The organism is Segatella asaccharophila, from assembly GCF_054687055.1.
The window spans coordinates 165,191-184,377 of sequence record NZ_BAACAN010000006.1; the positions used below are offsets into that span (position 1 = coordinate 165,191).

12 protein-coding genes and 1 pseudogene are annotated in these 19,187 nt (G+C 45.7%); 4 read left to right on the forward strand and 9 right to left on the reverse strand.

All coding sequences use genetic code 11. The annotated features are described in order from the left end of the window. Nucleotides 1-9: 9 nt before the first annotated feature. The 6 genes and pseudogenes from ACYRYG_RS05630 to ACYRYG_RS05655 form a co-directional block, all read right to left on the reverse strand. Complete coding sequence (locus ACYRYG_RS05630; protein ID WP_460197810.1) at nt 10-3,525, reverse strand: type I restriction endonuclease subunit R; 3,516 nt, start codon at nt 3,523-3,525, stop codon at nt 10-12. A gap of 24 nt (nt 3,526-3,549) precedes the next feature. Next, nucleotides 3,550-4,875 carry a restriction endonuclease subunit S gene (locus ACYRYG_RS05635; RefSeq protein ID WP_460197811.1) on the reverse strand — a complete coding sequence of 442 codons (1,326 nt, stop codon included), beginning with the start codon at nt 4,873-4,875 and terminating at the stop codon, nt 3,550-3,552. Then, nucleotides 4,872-6,893: a type I restriction-modification system subunit M gene (locus tag ACYRYG_RS05640; RefSeq protein WP_460197812.1), complete on the reverse strand. Its 2,022-nt coding sequence runs from the start codon at nt 6,891-6,893 to the stop codon at nt 4,872-4,874. The genes ACYRYG_RS05635 and ACYRYG_RS05640 overlap by 4 nt, the downstream gene beginning before the upstream one ends. Before the next feature lie 815 nt (nt 6,894-7,708). Then, nucleotides 7,709-7,813: pseudogene (locus tag ACYRYG_RS05645) on the reverse strand (helix-turn-helix transcriptional regulator); the annotation flags it as partial. A 116-nt stretch (nt 7,814-7,929) separates the two neighbouring features. Beyond that, nucleotides 7,930-8,583 (reverse strand): PAQR family membrane homeostasis protein TrhA, encoded by a 654-nt coding sequence (trhA, locus tag ACYRYG_RS05650; protein WP_460197813.1) that lies wholly within the window; start codon nt 8,581-8,583, stop codon nt 7,930-7,932. 209 nt (nt 8,584-8,792) lie between these two features. After that, nucleotides 8,793-9,158, reverse strand: coding sequence for a DMT family protein (locus ACYRYG_RS05655; protein WP_293417289.1), 366 nt, complete (start codon nt 9,156-9,158; stop codon nt 8,793-8,795). 152 nt (nt 9,159-9,310) lie between these two features. Between ACYRYG_RS05655 and ACYRYG_RS05660 the strand changes: the two genes are divergently transcribed. From ACYRYG_RS05660 to ACYRYG_RS05670, 3 genes are read left to right on the forward strand one after another with little or no spacing between them, the layout of a single operon-like run. Beyond that, nucleotides 9,311-10,540: a nucleoside recognition domain-containing protein gene (locus tag ACYRYG_RS05660; protein ID WP_293417294.1), complete on the forward strand. Its 1,230-nt coding sequence runs from the start codon at nt 9,311-9,313 to the stop codon at nt 10,538-10,540. 54 nt (nt 10,541-10,594) lie between these two features. Beyond that, the gene (locus ACYRYG_RS05665) at nt 10,595-12,100 is read left to right on the forward strand and encodes a lipopolysaccharide biosynthesis protein (protein ID WP_293417297.1); all 1,506 of its coding nucleotides are present in this window, start codon (nt 10,595-10,597) and stop codon (nt 12,098-12,100) included. Between the two features lie 31 nt (nt 12,101-12,131). Further along, nucleotides 12,132-14,258 carry a S46 family peptidase gene (locus ACYRYG_RS05670; protein ID WP_460197814.1) on the forward strand — a complete coding sequence of 709 codons (2,127 nt, stop codon included), beginning with the start codon at nt 12,132-12,134 and terminating at the stop codon, nt 14,256-14,258. Between the two features lie 88 nt (nt 14,259-14,346). Here the strand turns inward: ACYRYG_RS05670 and ACYRYG_RS05675 are convergent, their stop codons facing one another. Beyond that, on the reverse strand, nt 14,347-14,880 hold the full coding sequence (locus tag ACYRYG_RS05675; protein WP_293417303.1) for a methylated-DNA--[protein]-cysteine S-methyltransferase: 534 nt from the start codon (nt 14,878-14,880) through the stop codon (nt 14,347-14,349). A gap of 53 nt (nt 14,881-14,933) precedes the next feature. Next, entirely contained in the window at nt 14,934-15,488 is a 555-nt protein-coding gene (locus ACYRYG_RS05680) for an LOG family protein (RefSeq protein ID WP_293417306.1), read from the reverse strand. Between the two features lie 277 nt (nt 15,489-15,765). On the opposite strand from ACYRYG_RS05680, the gene ACYRYG_RS05685 reads away from it, so the two are divergent. Next, nucleotides 15,766-17,670 carry a DEAD/DEAH box helicase gene (locus ACYRYG_RS05685; protein ID WP_293417309.1) on the forward strand — a complete coding sequence of 635 codons (1,905 nt, stop codon included), beginning with the start codon at nt 15,766-15,768 and terminating at the stop codon, nt 17,668-17,670. Nucleotides 17,671-17,812: 142 nt separating this feature from the next. On the opposite strand, the gene ACYRYG_RS05690 is transcribed toward ACYRYG_RS05685, so the two are convergent. Further along, a complete protein-coding gene (locus tag ACYRYG_RS05690; protein WP_293417312.1) occupies nt 17,813-19,015 on the reverse strand; it encodes an FprA family A-type flavoprotein in 1,203 nt (400 codons plus the stop codon). Nucleotides 19,016-19,187: the final 172 nt, after the last annotated feature.

Here is a 19,187-nt window from a genome sequence, read left to right on the forward strand (position 1 = left end):
TTTTCTTAATTAAATCTTCCCCGCGGTCTCAAGTTCCGTGATACTGATAGCGACAGAAAAAAGATACAGTGATACCGTTTTGTGGAGATTCTCGTCCAGTTCCGTTTCCGTATAACTCGGCGCACCATGCGACTCCTCATTGCGCCAGCCCCTCAAGTCTTCATAATATCGGCTGAGCTGGTCAAAACGCTTGTCCCTGTTCTTCTTCAACCTCCACAATTCCTTAAAATGCCAGGACGTATTTGCCAGTCCGCTGCTGTATCCCTCTTCCACAGGCACATCCTCACCATATTCCAGATAGTATATCTTCCGCAGAAAAGCCTCAAATTTCGTAGAAAGTTGCGAAAAATACAAAGCCTTATAAGTCTGGTCAAGATTGCCGCAATACACCGCATTCAGAGCATTCTTCGTAGACTGGTTCAGTCCATCGAGTTGCCGGGTTGTCGCCGTCCCCAGAATTACGAAAAAGTCATCCAGCACCTCTTCCAGTCCACGGTACACCGGTCCGCAAATTTCAGCAAACTCATCACTGAACTCGTCCAGCATCTTCTCCTTCAACACAGCCTCATCATACTCCGGCGCCCTGTCCTTATTGGCATATTCAGCAATAAAATCCACTATCGCGGTAATGATACTTTCAGAAAGAGTCGGACTCTTTTTCATCGCTTCCGTAAGATTGATATACTTACCGATTTCGGCCATGGTCTTCTGTCCGAACTTCTTTTTCATTTCCGCCATGATGGTATCCAAGGTATTTCCGGCCTGATACATCTGGATGACTTCGGGGTCGTTCTTCAACTGATCCGCAATGTTCTTGATGAGCCGGTCATTCTCATCCAGGAAACCGGCATAGGGCTCGTTGACCGTTTTCAACAAGTCTTCCAAAGTAATTTCATCCTCCTGCGGATTCAGCACGTCACTACCCTTCGGCGTCTTCAACGCACCATCCTCCTCGTCCAGTTTTATAGCCCCCTCCTCAGCCAGTTGCACCCGGTATTTATCCAAGTCAATCTTATTGAGCAAGTCAGTAGGTAAAGTATCCTCATTGTAGGGCAAAAACTTATAATAAAGTTTGCAGAAGATATAAAAGGCTTCAAGTTTGGGATCGATAAAATTCATGATCTGTGCCAGATACCCATATTGACGGATGTAGCGGTTGACCGACCTCCGGTACCGTGTCTGTTTATCCCGCTCCAGAGGTTTGACTTTCTCATCCGTGAGTTTGCGCATCATCGGCGAAAGCGCCTCTATACTCTTAAAGTCACTACCAGCCACCACCGTTGCCACCTTCTCTACCTCTTCCGGAGTAAAAAGGCCATAACTTTCAATGTCATTCTTATAGTCATAGAGGCGTTGTGGGTCATCCTTCCCCTCCAGATAAGTAACCTGATAGTAATCCTTAAACGCATCATAGACCTCCTTCTGTTTGTTGACAAAGTCTATGACCATCGTATCCTCCTTGTCAGGATGGCAACGGTTCAGTCGGCTCAACGTCTGCACACACTGTATACCGCCCATTTTCTTGTCGACGAACATCGTATGCAACAAAGGTTGGTCAAACCCCGTCTGGAACTTTTCAGCTACAATGAGGATTCTCTCATCCGGTTCCTCAAACTTCACCTTGATGGCATTGTCTCTGATGCCCCAACCATTCAGGGACTCCTCCGTATAGTTCACGCCATCTAGTTCCACCGTTCCGGAGAAAGCGACCAGCGTCTTCACCGTCCCATTGTACTTCTCCTGAATAATCTTATCTATCGCCCGTTTATAGCGCACGGCCTGCTTGCGTGAACTGGTCACCACCATAGCCTTCGCCTTGCCTTTGATCTTATAGACAGTTTTAGTCATGAACCAGTCCACCATCATCTTAGCCTTGTAGTCCAATACATAAGGTTGATCGTTAACATATTGCATCGCCAGGCGGAGCGCCTTCTTCTTCTCGTATGTCTTGTCCTTCGCCTCCTCCGGAGAAACCTTCTCATCCTTCACCAGTTCAAACATCGTCTGGAAAGTCGTGTAATTTTGCAGCACATCCAGGATAAAGCCCTCCTCGATGGCCTGTTTCATGGTATAATAGTCAAACGCCTTTCCATTCGGCTCCCCGAAAAGGGAAAAGGTACGGTCCTTGGGAGTCGCCGTAAACGCAAAGTAAGAAATATGCTTCATCTGCTTTCGCGAAGCCTGCAACTCGCTGAGAACATGGTCCAAAGGTGTCTCTTCCTCCGGATCATAGTCGTCCACCACATCTTCCAACTGGTCCTTGCGGGTCAACACCTCCTGAATATCCTTGGCAGCCTCGTTCCCCATCGCCGAATGGGCCTCGTCAATAATCACCGCAAAACGTTGCCCCGCAATCTGATTCAGATAGTCCATGGCATAACCGAATTTCTGTACCGTACTCACGATGATACGGCTGCCATCCTCCAGCGCCGAAGCCAGTTTCTTGCTCCCGTGCCGAATGTCATTCACCGTACCCGGTACAGTCTCAAACTTCTTGATGGCATCTGCCACATTCTTATCGAGTACGATACGGTCCGTGACCATGATCACACTGTCAAACACCGGAGTGTTGTCCGGATTCTGAAGATTGGCCAACTGATGGGCAAGCCAAGCCATAGAATTGGTCTTGCCGCTTCCCGCACTATGTTGGATCAGGAAGTTCCGTCCCACTCCCTCCTCCTTCACCTGCCGGATAATACGCCTGACCACCCTCAACTGATGAAAACGGGGAAAGATCGTCACTTGACCCTTACGGGTAGGAAACTGCTTGATGAAATGCTGAATGATATTCAAAAGCGAATCCGCCTTCAAGATTTCCTTCCACATATAGCAAGTGGCATAATCATCCTTTACCACCGGATTCTTCGTGTCCTTATTGAAAGGCAGGAACCGGGTAGCCTCCCCCTCCAGTCGGGTAGTCATCATCACCGTATTATTATCCATCGCGAAATGCACAAGACAAGTCTTGAGCATCCGGTTTCTCGCATCCCGGTCATATTCATACTGACGCATCGCATTCTGTACTGTCTGTCCCGTAGCCTCATTTTTCAGTTCAAAGGTCATGAGCGGCCAACCATTGATAAGAATACACAGGTCGAGTTCATGATCCTTGTCAGGACCGGTAGTCGAATACTTCATCTGGCGAACAATTGCAAAACGGTTTTGCTCATAGAGCCTTTGCGTCTCATCCTCCAAGTGCATGTCTGGTTTAAACTGCAGGAGCTTGAAGCTCACACCACTGAAAACCACCCCCTCCCGAAGCAACTTAAGATAACTTTCACCCCGGTCGATCTTATGGTTGACCACAGCAATGACTTCATTCACGCCCTCTTCTTCCGATCCGTAAATCCGAAGAAGTCTCCGCCAACTGTCTTTCTGGGCTTTCAGGAACCTTACCAGCAATTCACGGTCCACAAGATGTTCAATATTGAAATCTTTCGGACTCCTCTTCACATACAGCGGACTTGAAGCAAGATAGTCTGCAATATGTTGTTCAAAATAAGTTTCATTCAGTTTTTCCGGCATATCTTCTTACATTTTAATTCTTGGTTAAGCACTCACCTTCCTTTTTCCAGTCACCACCTCGCTAATCAGCGCGGTCTTATATTCCTTCAATAAATCTATCTTGCGCTGAGCCCTTGCGACAGCACCGTCTATCTTTTTACATTGATCATCCAAATAATTGGCAATGGATTGTTGTTCGGGGAGAGGAGGAACAGGAATTAAAAATCTTTTAATTATGTCTTGGCTAATATTGGGTTGTCCCCCACCTACTGCTTTAGCTATGAGAAATTTCTTTGCAGCAAGATAAAGTTCATAGGTGAATTCTGATGTCATTAATTTGGAATCTGAAAGGACACAGCATGCTTGATTTGTTGCAGTATCAATATGCAGTAATCCAACTTTACATATTGTAGCACCATACATTGCAATTACTACTGATCCAGAAGGAAAGATTTTCATATTGTAATCTTCAATGGCTTTCTGTGTAATTTGTTTTGCAGTATGGTCAATAAATCCGTCATTAAGATCACCTGTTTGCAACCAACATACCCCTTTTTCGGTATAATACTCTTTTTTGCTGGATAAAGGAGTTATACCACTGCTTATGGTCCTAAAAGCCAAACCTGTTTTCATGATTTCCCAATGTTCCGGAATTTCTCCGATCCATTCGATGCCTGAATCCTTCATCTTAGCATGAGGATCAAGACCTTTGGTTACGGCTTGGCTAATGACGGAAGACTTCAGTTCTTTCAATAACTCTATTTTCTTTTGTAGATTACTAATCATCCGGTCTATCAAATCGCACTTCTTATCAAGGTAATTGGCAATGGATTGTTGTTCGGGGAGTAATGGAATAAAAATCTCTTGTCCTAAATATGCCTGAATATTCAAATTTTGTATTCCAGTAGTCTGATTAAAATATAAGAGATTGGCACCTCTACTGTACATACAATAAAAGTAATAATATAAATAATTAGATGATATGTTTTTACGAGCTGAAATTAAACAAGCGAAATTAGAGCAAGTAGCTCGTAGATTACTATTTACTCTAACCACTCGTCCAACTGGCCATAAGTTCCCTCCTCCAGATTTTTCGATTATTAAATCACCTTCTTTTGATAACCTACCTTCTAACTGTTTAGAATCTATATTACGCATTGTAAGATTATCAAATTTCAAACAACCATGCACATAATCAAAATCAGAAATTCTAAAGCAAACAGTATCATTATTATCCCCTTTAAGATTATTTCCCCAAACACCAGAAACAGAGCGAGAAAGCATATATTTTATACGGTATCTTTCCCAATGTTCCGGAATTTCTCCGATCCATTCGATACCTGAATTCTTATAGTGCTTGTATCTTCTCATGACTTTTCATCCATTAATGCTTTCCAATCCTTTTCACTATCGGCATCCAAGGCTTTGAGGTCAGCCATAATTTCCTCCGTGGAACGTAAAGGTTGATACACATAGAAAAGACGGGTGAAAGGGAATTCGCACCCTATTTTGTCCTTGGTACGATCCATCCAGGCATCTGGAACAAACTTCAACACCTCACGCTGAAAATAGGTTTCAATGTTTTCCGTAAATGGAATATTCTCTGTATCCGTGAGGGCGGGATCGGGCACTATGGGACTGCTATCATCGAAGGGGTCTCCATGCACCACGGGAGCATCCTCCCGGGTCTCTCCCAAATGCTGGCGCACTTTCTTAATCTGAACCGCGGTCAACTTCCGAAATGCCTTGTCTTGACGAAGTTCATCAAAAAACGCTGCGTCAGTCCGTTCGGAATCAATGTCAGGTAAATCGGCAATGTGTTTGAAAAAGGACTGGTCGGTCTTTTTCAAACTCCCCTGTTGCAGAAGTTTTCCGATCTTCCGGGAACTGTCCTTGTACACCAAACGGAGCGGACGGAGGACGGTGACTTTAGTGTATTCAAAGTTTTCGTATGAAATGACCTTGGCAATAGCCGTAGACTTCCCGTCAATATCATCGGAAGCATCACGGTAGTTGTGGTACAATTCCACGATTTCCTTACTTCCCTCCCTACTTAGTTCGTAACGCTTCTTGCCCAGGGAATGCTGGAGCAGGGTTTCAAACTTGGGGTGGTTGGCATTGATGAAAAGCACCTTCCCCCGACGGGCCTCCGGCCGTTTGTTGTCGAGCACCCACAAATAGGTATTGATACCGGTGCCATAGAAGAGGTCTCCCGGCAGGGCAACGATGAGGTCCAGGAGATTTTGGTCCAGCAGATACTTGCGGATATTGCTCCATCCCGAACCGGCATCCCCGTTGAAGAGAGGAGATCCGTTGAGCACGATTCCGATACGGCTCCCCTCATTGGGGCGCATCTTGCTGATCATGTGGAGCAAGAACAACAGGGAGCCGTCACTGGTTCCGGGCAGACCGGGAGCGAAACGGCTTCCGGGGGTTTCAGCCTCATCCCTAATCAGTTCCTCGCTTTTCTTCCAGTCCATGCCAAAGGGTGGATTGGCCAACATATAGTCAAAGGTAGCTCCCTGTTCCCAATCGTGAGTCAAGGTGTTGCCCAAATGAATGCCACTGGCCTCATCTCCCTTCATGATCAAGTCCGACTTACAGATGGCATAGGTCTGTTCGTTAAGTTCCTGCCCATGCAGATGCACTACATTCTTTCTGCCAGTCAGTTTCTCCAGATATTCCTTGGCCACGGTAAGCATGCCACCCGTACCGCAACAAGGATCATAGACTGTATATAAATGGCCTTCCTGATAAATCTTCCGCTCTTCGCCACACATCACCAGGTTGACCAGGAGTTGGATAATCTCACGTGGAGTATAGTACTGTCCGGCCTTCTCATTGGTCGATTCCTTGGAATACCGGATAATGGTCTCAAAGACCGTTCCCATCATGTGGTTGTCTACGGACTGCATACTCAAGTCGGCCTTTTGCACAAAGGCTTCGGTCACCTTGTACAACAAGTGTTTGCGGGCCAAGGTTTCATAGATGGGACTGAGCCCCTTTTCTTGCCCACCCGTAAAGTTGTACAAGATATCCTTGATATTATCACTGAACCCATCTAAATAAGTTTTAAAATTACTTGTCAGTTCCGCAGGATTTCCCAACATCTTCTTCAAGGATAGTTTGGAACGGTTATAAAACGGTAATCCTCTGGTCAGGCGCAACGATTCGGAAATATATTCACTCAACTTATCTTCATCCGGGATGGAAGCTTTCATCTGGTTTTCTACCTCCTTGATATCCTCTTTTTTATCTTCCAGTACACAGTCCAGACGACGAAGGAGGGTAAAGGGCATGATCACCTGATCCACATCCTTGTCATTGTAATCATCCCGTATCAATTCCTTGATACTCCATATCATCTGGGCCAATTCTTGTGCAGTCATATTAAAATAAATATTCGTGCTGCGAATTTACTCAAATTTATTGAAAACCGGATACCAGGAAACTAAAAAGTTGTGCCTATCATTGAAAAACAGGCACAATTCAAGTCCATCCGACAAAAAAGGAGGGGCAAATCTGATTCTTTCTGGCAAGGTCACGGACGGAGGATAAACTGTTCTGCCTGCAACTTCTTGAGGATTTTCACCGAAGACGTCGATGAAGAATCGTAGTCTTCGGGGCGCATATACACATTCAACAGATAGGTCGTATCGTAAAGCGAAAACATGTCAATAACCGTAGCATCACTCAGTTTCAGGGCATCCCAACCGACCACGTATGTTTTGCCATCTGAGGTAAAGGATGTCATGACAAATCGCTCTGAAAGATAAGATAGAAATTCGGATGAATAGAGAATATTTACCTTGGAAATGACATCTACGAGTTTGCCGTCCTCGAATTTATAGGCTATATATTCTGCCTTTCCCGCATCATTGTAAATCAGATAGTCGGAAGTGGAACTGGAGCTCAATGTTCCTTGTGACTGACGGGCCTTGACATAAGCCTCATCACAGCCCCAGTTTACAATGGGGTCATCATAGAAACTGTATTTTCCCTTTACGGCCACGGGGATGTTGTACTTGCCATTGACCGTAACGGAGGTCTGGCCAATGTGAAAGCCCTTGACCTGGTTCTGTTTGGTGACGTAGGCTAAAAACTGATTAGAAGAGGTGATGGCGGTAGCCCCACTCACAGCAATGGAATCTCCTGCATAGAGTGTGATGGCAGAGGTGTCTACACCTGGATCGTCGTCACTGCCGGAACAAGCACTCTGGAGGTCCTCCCTATAATATCTCCTGTAAAAGTCACGGAAACACTCATCCAAAGTACGGTAACGAATCAAAGCATTCCTATTGACAGGCATAGCTACATACGGGAAAGTTTTTCTTGTTTTTTATCGAGACAATAAATCAGGAAATAGACAACAATATAAAGGAATCTTTAAATAAAGGTGTAACTTACTAAGGAAAATTTTGTCTTTTACAAATATTGTGTCAGAATGCCCCACACGGCCAGGATGTGGCACACCGATCCGCCAAGAACGAAAAAGTGAAATACCGTATGCATATATTTCCGTTTGTTAAGACTGTAAAACACTGCCCCAGTAATATAGCTCACGCCTTCTGCCACAATCCACAGCAGAGTTGCCAGAGAAACACTGTCCATCAAAGGTTTGAATACTACCAATATGCTCAGACCCATTCCCACAAAGCAGATGGTCTCTAAGTTGCTGTGATCTTTGAGATGAATAAAACTGATGATGGTCCCTGCCAAAGCACAGGTCCATATAAATATAAACATCGCCCATCCCCAATAGCCTTGTTCACGGAGTACTATCAGCGCTATTGGCGAGTAAGAACCCGCAATGTGCCAGTATATTGCCGAGTGATCCCATTTGCGCAGCCGCTTTTTCCATTTGGAATATGCTGACAGCGCATGGTAAATGGTGGAAGCTATGTATGACATCAACATACCGAACAGGTATAATATGATCCCAGCCGTGGCCCATCCGTTGCCGGCCCTCAAGCATCGTGTCAGGAAAATTGTCCCGGCGACTACGCCCAGTACGATACCCGCTGCATGCGACCACGAGTTCCACAACTCCTCCTTATGCGAGAAATATATTTTCGTCACCTTGTTCTTTAATTCGGGTGCAAGTTACGGATTTATTTTCTATCTCACAAATCCTTCCTTATATATGCGATAAATAATATGATACTTAAGGATTCCCTTACGCTTTTTATGATCTTTGCCACGATCTTACTGAGCAAAAAGCAATCAGTTCCATACTTAGTGTAGAAAACCATCATCCTCTGACTGCACGAGTTTCTGATTTTTTCGCCTTACCTGAAAGCAAAGTACACCGCAGCAATAAGGAACAAGAAGGACACGGCATGATTCCAGTGCAGACTTTGACCAGGGAAAAGGAAACTCGCAATGATGGTAAAAACCGTAAGGCTGACCACCTCCTGCACCACCTTCAACTGTACCAGCGAAAAGGGCCCGCCATTATCAACAAAGCCTATGCGATTGGCCGGTACTTGAAAGCAATATTCGAAAAACGCTATTGACCAGGACAATGTTATTATTCCTATCAGCGGCCAGTTGCTTGTTATTCCCATCTGTTGCAGTTTCAGATGTCCGTACCACGCCAGCGTCATAAAGAAATTACTACAGACCAAAAGCAAGATAGTATATATTCCTCTCATAAAGCTATTCTCTCAACCATAAATTTTCAATGATTATCCTTCCGGCCGGCAAAGGTACAACTTCCTGATGAAACCGGAAAGAAAGATAGCGAGTAAATAATTTCGCACAAAAAGTACGACTGTGGAATAAATTTCGTAATTTTGCGTCCTATATGGTACTGAATTATATTTGGATTGCATTCTTTGTCATTGCCTTCCTGTTTGGAATAGTCCAACTGTTCATGGGAGACACGACAATTTTTCAGAAGATCGTAGATGCCACCTTCGATTGCTCCAAGACCGCTTTTGAGACCTCCTTAGGTCTGACGGGCGTTTTGGCATTATGGTTAGGCATCATGAAGATCGGCGAACGTGCAGGAGTCGTGAGAGTACTGGCCCGCTTCCTGAGTCCGGTTTTTTCAAAACTCTTCCCCGACATTCCAAAAAACCATCCGGTTATCGGTTCCATCTTCATGAATATCGCATGCAATATGCTCGGCCTGGACAATGCCGCCACGCCCACCGGTCTGAAAGCTATGGCCCAGATGCAGGAGCTCAATCCCAAGAAGGATACCGCCACCAACCCGATGATCATGTTCCTGGTACTGAACACGTCAGGTCTGACCATCATTCCGACCACTATTTTAGCCTTCCGCTCCTCCTACGGAGCAGCCAATCCCACAGATGTTTTTATCCCTATTCTACTGGCCACGACAATAGCCACACTTGCAGGCATCATCATAACGTCAATCTGGCAAAAGATCAACATTTTCCAACCCGTATTACTGGCGACGCTCCTCGGGTTGATTGCCTTTGTAGGAATAGTGATCTGGGGATTCGGACAGATGGACAAGACTACCATGGCAAAGGTAGCTTCTGTCGCTTCAAACCTGATTCTGATATTAGTAATTGTGCTTTTCATACTGGCAGGATTCATCAAGAAGATAAATGTCTACGATGCTTTCATTGAAGGGGCAAAGGAAGGGTTTCATACGGCGGTGAGAATCATCCCTTATCTGGTAGCCATCCTGGTCGGAGTAGGCGTATTTCGGGCATCAGGGGCAATGGACATGCTGATTAACGGTATCTCCTGGTGCGTCAAACAGTTAGGATTAAACACGAATTTTGTGGGAGCACTGCCCACGGCCTTCATGAAGCCACTGTCAGGAAGTGGTGCACGAGGACTGATGCTGGAAGCCATGAAGAATTACGGTCCGGACTCATTTGTCGGCCGGTTAAGTTGTATCTTCCAAGGCTCAACAGACACCACCTTCTACATCCTTGCCGTCTATTTTGGCAGTGTCAGCATCAAGTACACGCGCCATGCAGTGGCCTGCGGACTGCTTGCAGATCTGGCAGGAGCAATCGCTGCCATCGTCATTGCTTATATTTTCTTCGGATAATAAGGTTAAATTGTATTTTACAGGAAACAAAACAAAAAGAATCATTATCAAGATATGGCAAATCTAAAATCATTGGCCCAAGACACAGTCATCTATGGGCTCAGCAGCATTGCCGCACGTTTCATCAACTATCTGCTGGTCCCTATTCAGACAGCAAAATTCAATGCCGCTGGCGGGCAATATGGCATTATTACCAATGTATATGCCTATGTAGCCCTCTTTATCATCATCCTCACATACGGGATGGAAACGACGTTTTTCCGTTTCATGAACAAGGATGGTGTCAATCCTAAAAAGGTTTATGGTACCACCCTTTGGACAGTAGGGTTCACTTCCCTGCTCTTTATGATCATCATCACCCTGTTTAACGAGCCAATAGCTACCTTGATGAAATATCCGGATCATCCGGAATACATTCTGGTCATGGCCATTACAGTAGCCATAGATGCTTTTACAGCTATTCCCTTCGCCTACCTGCGCTATGCACATCGTCCGATCAAATTTGCAGTTCTAAAGACATTCAACATATCATTAAATATCATCCTGAATGTTCTCTATCTGGTCATCCTACCCCACTTCAAGATCAACCTCTTTGGCATTTATGATGCAAACTTCACATTGCATGTCGTCTGGATATTCTACATTAACCTTCTCTGTTCTGTATCTACCCTCTTCATGCTTTTCAAGGAGCTGAAAGGATTCGAATACGGATTCAACAACAGTGTCTGCAAGAAAATGCTTTCCTATACCTGGCCACTGCTCATCATGGGTGTAGCCGGACAATTAAACCAATGTGCATCTCAGATCATCTTTCCATATTTTTTTAATGGCAGTCCCGCTGATGCCCGCATACAACTAGGTATATATGGCGCCAGCATTAAAATCACCACCATCATGGTCATGATCACACAAGCTTTCCGCTATGCCTACGAGCCTTTTGTGTTCGGACAGTCAAGGGGCAAGAACAGTAAAGATCTTTATGCCAAAGCCATGAAGTTTTATATTATCTTTACGCTCCTCGCTTTCCTCTTTGTGATGGGTTATATGGATATTCTCCGTTATATTGTCGGCAAGAGCTATTGGGACGGACTGAAGATCGTACCTATAGTCATGTGTGCTGAAATCATGTTTGGTATCTATTTTAACTTAAGTTTCTGGTATAAACTGATTGACCGCACCATCTGGGGAGCTTATTTCTCCGGTATCGGTGCTTTCATCCTGATCGCCATTGACGTCATCTTTATTCCATACTTCAGTTATTGGGCCTGTGCATGGGCAGGATTCATTTCTTTCGCCGTCAGCATAGCCCTAAGTTATTTTTTCGAACAGAAATACTATCCGATTGCTTATCCCTTAAAAGATATAGGCTTCTATACTCTTATTGCAGCTGTATTGTTCGCCGGCATCAGCCTGAACAACTCGCACCTGCACACTTTGACGGCAATCATTCTCAATACCCTTCTGATCATCCTCTATATTATCATAACCATCAAACGTGACTTCCCCTTATCAGCCCTGCCCATTATCGGCAAGCACTTCAGGAAACAAGAAAGAAAATAAAACTCCTCAAGAATCATAAAAGAACAAGATTATGAAGAAATCTACCCTTATTATCAGCGTCCTCATGGCCATATCACCGGTCATGAAAGCAGATGAAGGAATGTGGACCCTCTACAATCTGCCAGAAGCTGTCTACCAGACGATGCAGAATGAAGGTTTCACCCTTCCATACGCTGACCTTTACCAAGGCGAGAACGCCTTGAAGAATGCAGTAGTCAACTTTTCCGGCTACTGTTCAGGTGTTGTCGTCTCTCCCGACGGACTGGTCTTTACGAACCACCATTGTGGATTCGAATCCATCAGAAGTCACTCTACCGTACAGCACGACTATATGCTCAAAGGATTTGTAGCCAGGACACGTGCAGAAGAACTTCCGAACGAAAACATGTTCGTAAGTTTCATGCGCAGTCAGAAAGATATTACGGAACAAGTCAGCCGCCTGGGGTATGACAAGCTCAGCTCCGAGCGCAAGGAAGCCCTGATCGACTCTCTGCAGAATGCCATGACCCACGACGTACAGAAGCAGGATTCCACCCTTCATGTCAATATCGATGCTTTCTATGAAGGCAATAAATGGTATGCCACCACCTATCAGGATTATCCGGATATCCGGCTCGTCTATGCGCCACCCCGTTCCATGGGCAAGTTTGGCGGGGAGACAGACAACTGGATGTGGCCTCGTCAGACCTGTGACATCTCTGTGTTCCGCATCTATGCCAACCCAAAGACCAACGGACCCGCCAGGTACGATAAAACCAACGTACCTTATCACCCCAAACGCTGGGCACAGGTCAGCCTCCAGGGGTATGTCCCCGGGGACTATGCCATGACTATCGGTTATCCGGGATCCACAGAGCGCTATCTTTCCAGCTACGGTATCCGGATGATACGTGATGACATCAATGCACCACGTGCCCAGGTAAGAGGAGTAAAACAGGAAGTCATGCTCCGCCACATGCGGGCCAGTGAAGCCGTGAGGATCAAGTATGACAGTAAGTTTGCCAGTTCCTCCAACTACTGGAAAAACGCTATAGGGATGAACAAGTGCATCGACTCAGTTGGCATTGTGAATATGAAGAGACAATATGAACAGCGCATCGCTGCCTGGCAGGACACTACTCACGCAGATATTCATAAAGTCAATTTTGCATTATTGAAACGATTGTATGCAAAAGAATTCAAACTGCAATATGTTTTCACCAACTGGTCTGAAACTTTCACGAGACGGAGCGATATAGAATTCAATACACGTGCCTTGAAGATCTATCGCGGCATGCCCATATATGGTCCCAAGAATCACCGCAGAAAGCAATACCAGAGATTTGAAGACAATGCTTCAGAATGGGATGAACCAACTGACAAAGAGATGATGGCAACGCTCCTCAAGAATTATCGTGAGCACGTCGACCCGGCCTGGTGCCCAGCCTTCTACAAAACCATTGACCAGAAATTCGGAGGTGACTGTCAGAAGTATGTTGACTACCTCTATGCCAAGAGCATCATCATGAAGAGTGGCACGAAGATCTATTCTAACCGCAAGAGCTACAAGAAAGACCCGGGAGTCGAATATGGAATGGATGTAATGGACATCTACGCGGACCTGAAGGAAAAATCAGGCAGTTTGGAAGACTCCATTGCAGAGCAGGAGAAATATCTCTGTGCCGCCAAGATCCGCATGGAACAAGATATGCCTCACTATTCCGATGCCAACTTCACAATGCACCTTTCTTACGGACAAGTAGGAGGCTTTGAGTTAGGCGGCAAACCATCAGGCTATTATACGTCCAACCAAAGTATCGTGGACAAGATGGAAAGGGGAGACAAGGGAGTCACAGACTATCAGGCAGAGCCCATATTCCACCAGTTGATGTCTCGTAATGATTTCGGACGTTATACCGATAAAACGACAAAAGACCTGCATTTGTGTTTCCTGACCAATAATGATATTACCGGCGGGAATTCCGGGAGCCCCGTATTCAATGGCAAGGGCGAACTGATCGGTCTGGCCTTCGATGGCAATTGGGACAGTCTTTCCAGCGACATCTGGTTTGACAAGCATCTGGCCCGCTGTATCTGTGTAGATATTCGTTATGTCCTCTATATCATGGATCAATGGGGACATGCTGAAAATCTGTTGCAAGAGATCAATCCAAAATAGGATACAACCAACCAGCCAGGGATTTATTAAGTTATAATCCAGAACAAAAAAGCGGATATTCCAACTCGAATATCCGCTTTTTGTTCTGCTACTCAGACACCGTAGAAATCCACTGATGTGACCGTCCGGATTCCAGATCCAGCAGGAATCGCTTCTTCTCTATCCCCGCGCCATATCCTCCTATCTTTCCACCAGCAGCAATCACACGGTGACAAGGAATGATAATTGCTATCGGATTCAGGTGATTTGCGTTGGCAGCTGCGCGGCAAGCCCGAGGACGGCCAGCTAAAGCTGCCTCCTGAGCATACGATACCGTTTCTCCATAAGGAATATCCTCCTGCAACACCCGCCATATCCGGCGTTGGAAAGGTGTGCCCCTTATAATATGTAAGGGTATATCGAAAAAGGAGCGTCTTCCTGCGAAGTATTCATCCAGTTCGCCGATCGTTTTTTCCAGAATCGACTGTATCCGTAAGGAAGATCCCTTATCAGACCCTTCCTCTTCCGAAAAAGCAAGTCTCGTTATTCCTTCTTCATCCGCCGTGATCCACAAAGGTCCCACAGGAGAATCATAAATACGAGTCAGCCGCCTATCACGGCTGGAATTTCTATCAGGCCCCATCTTTAAAAAGTATCCTATTTTACAGTCTGCAAAAGATCGTTTCCTGAAGGCTGTCAATCATCTGAGTTTCCGCCGGTTTCCTCCACCAGCCGCTGCACTTCATGAAGATCACGGGCGGGCAGGATCAGATCATGGTAATTTCCCCGGATAAATCCCTGGTCCTGCAGATGATCCAAGAGAGTTATCAACGGTGCCCAGAAGTTTTTCATATTATAAAGGATCACCTTCTTATGGTGATAGCCGATGGTATGTGCCGCCGCCACGGTAAAGAGTTCGTCCAGTGTTCCGATCCCCCCTGGCAGAGCGACAGAGACATCACTTTGAGCGACCATCAAATCCTTGCGGTCACTGAGGTTATCACAAGGGATCTCTATATCCACAGAAGGACTCACCGAACCGTTTTTCTCGACCCGAGTCGGTATGACCCCTATCGTCCTGCCGCCAGCGCTCTTTACCGCCTCGGCCAGGCACTCCATAAGTCCCAGATTACAACCCCCGAAAACCAAAGTATGTTTCTTCTCACCCATCCACTGGCCCAATTCCCGGGTCAGCTTAAAAAAGTCCGGATCAATGTCAGAATCCGCTGAACAGAATACGCTTATTTTCATTTACACGATCTCCTCGTCTTTTCTTAAACCTCATGATCAAGTCCAGTCTGCCACAATCCTGGCGATTGACTTGAATCAATTATAATTTTCAAAGATACGAAATTTATAGCACAGATAAAAGAAAATTGACAAAAAACTTGGTAAGCACTGTATTTTTTATTATCTTTGCGCCCGATTTAAACAAACACGAAGTTTGTCAAATAGAAACAGTGAAAGGAATGGGCGCCCAATTATGGCTGGGAGGGCGATTGTCCTTTCGCATAATTAGGTAATTAGATTGAAAACATTTGAAGAATTAGGCGTTAATGAGAATATTCGTCACGCCATTGAAGACCTCGGTTTCGAACAACCGATGCCCGTTCAGGAAGAAGTTATCCCTTATTTACTTGGTAATCAGAATGATGTCATTGCACTGGCTCAGACCGGTACAGGCAAGACAGCCGCTTACGGGCTGCCACTCTTACAGAAATTAGACCCCGATGTAGAAGGGACACAAGCTATTGTGCTCAGTCCTACACGTGAACTTTGCAATCAGATAGCAGATGATCTGAACTCATTTGCCAAATATCTGGATCATGCTCAGGTTATCCCAGTATACGGGGGAGCCAGCATCATGACACAGATCCATGAGTTGCGTCATAATGTCCCCATCGTAGCCGCTACGCCAGGACGTATGATTGACCTGATGAACCGCGGTGCACTGAAACTGGATCAAGTCAAGACCATTATCCTGGATGAAGCTGATGAAATGCTGAACATGGGATTTTCAGACAGCATCAACGAGATCTTCGAGCATTTACCCGAGGGCCACACCACCTGGATGTTCTCGGCAACCATGACCAAGGAAGTGGAGAAAGTAGCGAAGAACTACCTTCATGACTATAAAGAAATTGTCGTAGGAAGTCGTAATGAAGGAGCAGAGAACGTGAACCATATTTACTATATGGTGAACGCCAGGGACAAATACCTGGCTCTGAAACGCGTTGTCGACTTCTATCCCCATATTTATGCCATCATCTTTTGTCGCACGAAGAGAGAGACGCAGGAAATTGCGGATAAACTGATCCATGACGGTTACAATGCAGAAGCCCTGCATGGTGATCTCTCGCAGGATCAGCGTGATCTGACGATGCAGAAATTCCGCCAGCATACGACCCAGTTGCTTGTCGCTACGGATGTTGCAGCCCGCGGCCTGGATGTGGAAGACCTGACCCATGTCATCAATTTCGGCTTGCCCGATGACATTGAAAGTTATACCCACCGCAGCGGAAGAACCGGGCGTGCGGGCAAGAAAGGTACCTCCATTTCCATTATCCATAGTCGTGAAAGAGGAAAGGTACGACAGATCGAAAAGGAAATCGGAAAGGAATTTGTTGACGGTACTCTGCCTACCCCTGAAGAGATCTGTCAGAAACAACTCTACAAGACGATGGATGACATCATGAAGACCGATGTGGACGAAGATCTCATCGCTCCCTACATGGACGAGATCAACCGTCAGTTTGAATATGTCGACAAGGAAGATGTCATCAAGAAGATGGTCACCATCACCTTCGGACGATTCCTTAATTATTACAAGAATGCACCAGCTATAGAAAAGCCCAGTTCTTCCAGACGGTCCAATGATGACAGAAGAAGTGAAGGTGGCCGGGGCAGAGTATCCCACGGTCGGCGCAGTCATGGGGCTGAAGCCGGATATACACGTCTTTTCATCAATCTGGGTAAGGCAGACGGCTTCTATCCTGGTGAAGTGATGCAATATGTCAATAAGCATGTTCACGGCCGTCAGGAAATCGGACATATCGACCTGCTGAGTAAATTCAGCTATATTGAGGTGCCACAGGGAGATTCCGACAGAGTTATGCATGCTCTTGACGGAACCACCTATAAGGGCCGTGAGGTACGTTGTAATGCCGCCGATGAATCCGGTCATGGGAACAGTTACGGATCTGGCAGGCATGATCACAGTGACCGCCGGAAAGGGGATTATGCCAGAAACCGGCAAGGCAGGAAGTACGCTTCAGAAAAGCATCAGAGTACAACTCACGACCATAGCAGTGAGAAAAAAGATGACTGGCGTGGCCTGATGACGCAGGCACAGGATTTCAAGTTCAAGGATAAGGAACCTGATTTCAGTGAAGAGGGATGGGCAAGGCGCAAGCCTAAGAAACTAAAGGAATAACCTTTAGTTTACCCCCAAACTGGAAACCAAGAAGCACTGTACAGAAACAGATGATACCCTTCAAAGCAGGAAGGTAACAAAGGCAGAAGGCCGGATTTTGATCAAAATCCGGCCTTCTGCCTTCCAGAACATTTCCTGACTATCAGTCGTCAGGCAGGGTATTGAGTTGGTCTGCCATAGCCTTACCGAGAGCCTCGCATTGCTTCTTCGTGGCAGCAGAAAAGCCCTGGATCATGTCTACAGGTGTCCCCACCGGTGTAAAATGCAAGCGGAGGTCATTCCACTGCTTGATCTTTGCCACAGCCTTGGAAGCCCAGCAATAGCTTCCGAACCACCCCAGGTAATGGTTCTTGATATTCTTGTTGGCCAATTCAGCCAGTAAGACGTCCATTTCATGATAGAGTCCGGCATTATAGGTAGGAGCCCCGACGATGAGTCCGTTAAAGCGGAACACATCCCGCAAGATATAAGAATGGTCCGTCTTGCTGACATTATACATCACAATATTCTTGATACCGTTCTGGCTGGCAGAACGGGCAATGATTTCAGCCATCCGTTCTGTATTCCCATACATCGTTCCATAACAGATCACGATCCCCTTATCCGTCTCATATTTGGAGAGCCGGTCGTAGAGAGCCATCACCTGAGCGACCTGCTCATGCCATACCGGACCATGAGTAGAACAGATATAGTCAATCTTCAGTCCTGCCAATTTTTTCAAGGCAGACTGCACCGGTATGCCATATTTCCCGACAATATTCGAATAATAGCGTGTTGTCTCCAGATGGAAAGCGTCCATATCTATTTCCGAATCGATGATTCCACCGTTGAGTGCCCCGAACGACCCGAAAGCATCCCCGGAAAAGACGGCAGTAGTACCCTTCCGGTCCACACAGACCGTCATCATGGTCTCAGGCCAATGGACCATAGGAGTAAGGATAAAGCGGAGGGCATGCTCCCCCAGATCCAGCGTAGATCCCGTCTTCACCTCTATGCTCCCTTCCAGATTATAGAATCCTTTCATCATATTGAAAGTCTTACAATTACCGACAATCTGAATATCCGGGTAATATTTCTTAATCAGCGCAAGAGAACCGCTATGGTCCGGCTCCATGTGGTTAATGACCAGGTAGTCTATCTTACGGTCACCCAGGACATCATGGAGCTTCTCCATAAACTGGACAAAGAAATCAACCTCCACCGTATCAATAAGGCATACCTTTTTATCCACAATAAGAAAAGAATTGTAAGATACTCCATTGGGCAATGGCCACAATCCTTCAAAACGATCCTTATTACGATCATTCACCCCGACATAATAGATTTTATTTGTTACTTCAATCATAGTTTGTCTATCGTTATAATTTTATAGCTTTATACCGCAATACTCGTAACTATTCAGCCATTCATTTTATGCCACAACAGTTTCATCGCAAAGGCTCGCTGGCAGAGACTCCCTGTCATAATCACAAAGCAGGGGCCATTTCATCCAACTGATTGAAAATCAATGAAAAATC